The 4501-nt window shown below is 67.7% G+C and carries 4 protein-coding genes; all 4 read right to left on the minus strand.

What is annotated here, in order from left to right; translation table 11 throughout:
• On the minus strand, positions 1–532 hold a 532-nt coding region (locus tag WEB06_11395), incomplete at its 3' end, for a hypothetical protein (GenBank protein MEX2556225.1).
• On the minus strand, positions 529–2214 hold the full coding sequence (locus WEB06_11400) for an Eco57I restriction-modification methylase domain-containing protein (protein ID MEX2556226.1): 1686 nt from the start codon (positions 2212–2214) through the stop codon (positions 529–531). The genes WEB06_11400 and WEB06_11395, both read right to left, overlap by 4 nt.
• Complete coding sequence (locus tag WEB06_11405; GenBank protein MEX2556227.1) at positions 2211–3026, minus strand: DNA methyltransferase; 816 nt, start codon at positions 3024–3026, stop codon at positions 2211–2213. The genes WEB06_11400 and WEB06_11405 overlap by 4 nt, the downstream gene beginning before the upstream one ends.
• A gap of 89 nt (positions 3027–3115) precedes the next feature.
• Positions 3116–4327 carry a tyrosine-type recombinase/integrase gene (locus tag WEB06_11410; GenBank protein ID MEX2556228.1) on the minus strand — a complete coding sequence of 404 codons (1212 nt, stop codon included), beginning with the start codon at positions 4325–4327 and terminating at the stop codon, positions 3116–3118.
• Positions 4328–4501: the final 174 nt, after the last annotated feature.

The raw sequence follows: 4501 nt of genomic DNA on the forward strand, positions 1-4501 counted from the left end.
GCTGGGCGAGCTGGTAGGTGGCGAAGGTCTTGCCGAACCGCATCTTGGCGTTCCATAAGAACCGCGGCGGATGGGCGTCCTCGGCGTGGGCGGCGAAGTAGGCGGCGGTGACCTCGACGGCGTCGGCCTGCTCGGGGCGCATGTCGAAGTCGTCGGTGCGGGCCGGGTCGTAGGGGCGGCCGGCGCGCACGGCGGTGATGGCGGCGCGGACCTCGGCGAGGGTCGCTTCGGCGACCTCGCTGGAGCGCTGCACGCCGGCGGCGTCGAGGACCTTGTGTACGTCGTGGTCGTCGAAGAACGTGCCGTCGGCCCGTACAGCGGGCTCGTCGAGGTGGACGACGATGCCGTCGCCGTCGGGGTAGACGGTGCCGGTCTGCTCCTTCACCCGGACCCGGGGGTCGGGCCGGCCGGTGTAGCCGACCTTCAGCTTCCCGTGGCCCTCGATGGTCGTCGAGCCGACGGTGCGCACCCAGCCCGTGTCGTAGCCCGGGGCGCTGTAGACGTAGATGCGCCCAGAGGCCTTCGGACTCACCCGTCGTCCCCTGCGTCCAGGTCGTCGACGTCGGCCTCGGGCGCCTCGGTCTCAGCACGCTCGGCCGCGGCCCGATACTTCGATCCGCCGGGCAGGTGCGAAGCCGGGATGGCCGAGTCGAGCGACAGGATCACGTCTCTGGGGTGGATGGTCGACTCGATGTAGGCGGCCTCGTCTTTGGTGAGGCCGAAGTGCTCGTAGAGGTCGGCGTCGGTCCAGCGGCGCTTCATGTCGAGGACCGGAACGAACTTGAACCGATCGGGCGTCACGTGCTGGGTGGACTTCCGCTGGAGCACGAGGAAGCGCACGAACTTCGTCGCCAGGTAGTGCGCGTAGTTCTTCGTCTCGGTCTTGGTGTCGAACATCCCGGCGATGAGATAGGTCTGGGTGCAGGCTGATCCGGGCGCAAGGGCGATGGGCTCGCCGAGGACGTATGACACCTCACGGCCGTGCCCGTCGCCAGCCATCGGGAGGAGCACCTTCCACCGTTCGATCCACTGGTGGTTGCGCTCGATCTGGTCGGGACGGCTGTAGCCGACGTGGCTCGCGTAGATGAGCGGGATGGCACCCTCGAACGGCTCCGGCACGCTGCCCGGGTAGTTCGAGAAGATGTTCAGGCCGAACGGCTTCCGGACGCTGCACACCTCAGCGACGGAACGGGACGTCTTCGCCCGCACCTTCTCAATGATGCTCATGGCGCCGTTGTCGCGGATGACCACGCCTTCGCCGTGGCGGAGGTCGCGCTTCATCGTGGAGACGATCTGCCCGTCGATGCGAGTAGAGAACTCGCAGTCCCCGTCGTAATCGCGGTCCCATAGGAAGTAGTTGATGCCGCCCTTGATCTCGACGCCGGGGAAGCAGTCGAAGAGCTTGGGGTTGTCGACGATCGCACTGAGCCGCCGGTCGGCGATCATGCGGGAGCGGAACGCGTCGACTCCCTTGCCGCCGGTGAACCACCGAGACGGGATGATCATGGCGACGTACTTGGGCTCGAGTGAGATGGCGTGCTCGACGAACCGGTGGTAGATGGCCGACGCCGTCGAACCGAACCCTTCGGTTCCCAACTGGTACGGCGGGTTGCCGACGATGACATTGAACTGCATGTCCTTCTGCTCCTCGGTCGGGTACGCCCCGTGGATGAAGGCGTAGGCGTAGTTCTCTCGGGTGTCGCCGCGCTCGAGGCGGGGTGGAGCGCCGCAGACCTTGCAGGGACCGGTGGCACGTCCCTTGTTGTTGGTCGGGTAGTCGTGCTCGGCGGCGACGAAGGGGAGGTTCCCTTGGGGGGTGTCGAACGGGAGGACGGCGTGATCGCTGGTGGCGTCCCTCGACACGTACACCGATCGCCGGGTCATTTCGCCGTGCACTTGAGTGATGGCGCAGCCGAACAGCATGTTGCGCAGGATGTGCTCAGCTCGGGCTTGAATGTCCGGCTCCCAGTCGGCGAGGCCAACCATGAGACGGCGGGCGGCCTCGCGCAGGATGGACCCGGACTTGGTCGCCGGGTCGAGCCAGCGGTAGTTCGGGTTCGACCACACCCTCTCAGGAAGCAAGTCGAGCAGCGCCCGAGCCAGCACCGGCGGCGTCGGGATGGCATCGGAGGACAGCGCAGCGATCACGTCGAGGATGTCGGGGATGTGCCGCTGACGGCCCTCGCCCCGCCCGATGTCCGTTGCGGCGATCACCGTGCTGCCCTCGCCGTGCGCCGCTTGGAACTCTGCGCAGGCTTCGCGCGGGCCCGCAACTCGGCGTAGTGCACCGGCTCTGTGTCCTGGATTCGCTCGGCCCAGAACAAGTCCCGCTCGGCGAGCGGTACGAGGGCGAAGCTCCAGACCCGCTGGAAGCGGGCCCCGCTCGCCGGCCGCCAGTCGCACAGCTCGATGCGGTCCGCATCGTTCATGGTGTCGCCACACACGATGTTCTCACCGAGGATCACCGCAGCGGCGTTGAGGAACGCGTCGGTCGGCTCCACCGTGTTCGCATCCGCTTGGAAGTGACCGAGCAGCACTTGTGCCATCCGAGCCCGTGCTTCGGTCACGTTGACCGGCGAGATGTCGACTCCGTAGACGGAGGCGATCGCCCGGAGCAGACGGTGTTCGTAGTGCTCCTGGGAGACGCAGTCGGTCTTGGCGACGAGGCGTAGCTTGCGCCTCAGGATCTCGACGAGGAAGTTTCCCGACCCGCACGCTGGCTCGAGGAACTTGATGTCCAACGCAGCGAAGGCGGCGGGCATCGAGTCGAGGATGGCGTCCACCTCGCGATGGTGGGTGAACACCTCAGCGAGGCCTCGGACCCGCTCGCGGGAGCGCACTTGGCCGAACTCGGCCTCGAGCCGGGCGAGGATGCCATCGTCGTTGGACCTGGTGCCGTCGGAGTTGACGTGCCACTGAGGCTCAGCTGTCAGGTCGACCAGGGCGGGTGGCCAGGTGGCGTCGGGGTCGCCGAGACCGGACGACCGCGCTGTGGTCCACCAGCTGTGAGTCGAGTCGTCGGTCACCGTCGCGCCTCTCGCCGTTCCATCAGCCGGTTCTGCAGTTCAGTCAGATCAGTCGTCACGGATCTCCTCGTCGGGTGGTCGTCCGGACATCACAGCTCAAGCGCCGTGATCGCCTTGCGTTTGCCGACATCGGTTCGCCCGTCGTAATGCAGACGCAGCGTCGCCTCGCTGTTGCCGAGGATGTCAGCGACGGTGCGGTACGACTCGCCGGCATCGAGCATCGCCGTCGCCGTGTAGTGGCGCAGGTGAAGCAGCGTGATCGGCGAGAAGCCGCGCGCTGCGGCCCACCTGTTGGTGATCTGGTCTGGACGCATCGGCACACGGCCCTCGATACCTCCGGGGAAGACGTACTCAGTCGGGTCCGGTGTCTTCCCGAGCAGCTCCGTCCTCCGCTCCTCTTGCCGCTTGAACGCAGCCGTGGCCGCCGAGGTCAACGGCACGTCGCGCCAGTCCGAGCGCTTCGTCGCTTTGTAGACGAGACCGATCCCAGGACCGCCGTCGCTGATCGCAGCGCCGACATGCAGCTCGCTCTGGTCGAGGTTCACGTCGGCCCACCGGAGCGCGATGAACTCGCCGCGCCGCATGCCGGTGCTGGCGAGGATGGTCGCCGCGTCCGCGACCTCCGGGTCACGACGCTTCGCCTCGGCCAGGACGTCGCGCACCTCCGCACCCGTCGGCGCGAACGGCTTCGACCGGGCGGTCCGCGGCCGCGTCGCATCCTTGGCCGGGTTGGAGTCGATGAGGCCGCGCTTGCGAGCAAGGTCGAGTGCCCTGGCGAGCACCGTCGCGCAGCGTCGCACGTAGGCCGGGCTCTTCCCGGCGGCGCGCATGGCGCCGTAGAGGTACTCGATGTCCTGCCACGTGAGGCGGCTGAGTCGGATCGAGCCGAACTCTCGACCATCCGGCAGCTCGACCGCCGCCATGATCTTCGAGGCCGAGCGGACGGTGGCGATCGTGCTCGGCGCCAGCTCGATCAGGCCGGCGTCGATCGCCTGACGGTAGAGCTGGAAGACGGCGGCGACGGAGCGGGCGTTGGTGCCGCCGGTGGGCAGGCGCTTCTCGTGGTCGGCGACCCTCAGTCGGGAGAGGGCGAGCTCAGCGTCTTCGCGCGTCCCTTGGATCGTGCGCGAGACGCGCCTGCGTTTGCCAGTGACGGGGTCGCGCGCGATCTCGACGTCGACGCGCCACACGCCGTCTCGGACGACGAACACACCACCGCTGCCGCGCCGTCGCGCGCGCTTCGTCGATCGCTCGACTGCCGGGGAGGAGCGTCTCCTCGAGTCTGCAACCGCCTTCGCCATGGCTCACCCCCGATGTAGAGCGGTGCGATAACGATGGCGATGGTAGAGCGTTTGAGTAGAGCGCGGGTGGATGCTCGCGACAGAGGCCCTCCGAAAAGGGCCCCTGACCTGCACTTTCCTGGAGCGGACGACGGGATTCGAACCCGCGACCCTCACCTTGGCAAGGTGATGCTC

It is taken from the genome of Actinomycetota bacterium (assembly GCA_040905475.1).
In the GTDB taxonomy this organism is placed as follows: domain Bacteria; phylum Actinomycetota; class AC-67; order AC-67; family AC-67; genus DATFGK01.

What these genes read in the sequence shown, in the direction of transcription:
- WEB06_11410 (MEX2556228.1), bottom strand. Translation starts at nt 4,327, where the DNA reads ATGGCGAAGGCGGTTGCAGACTCGAGGAGACGCTCCTCCCCGGCAGTC.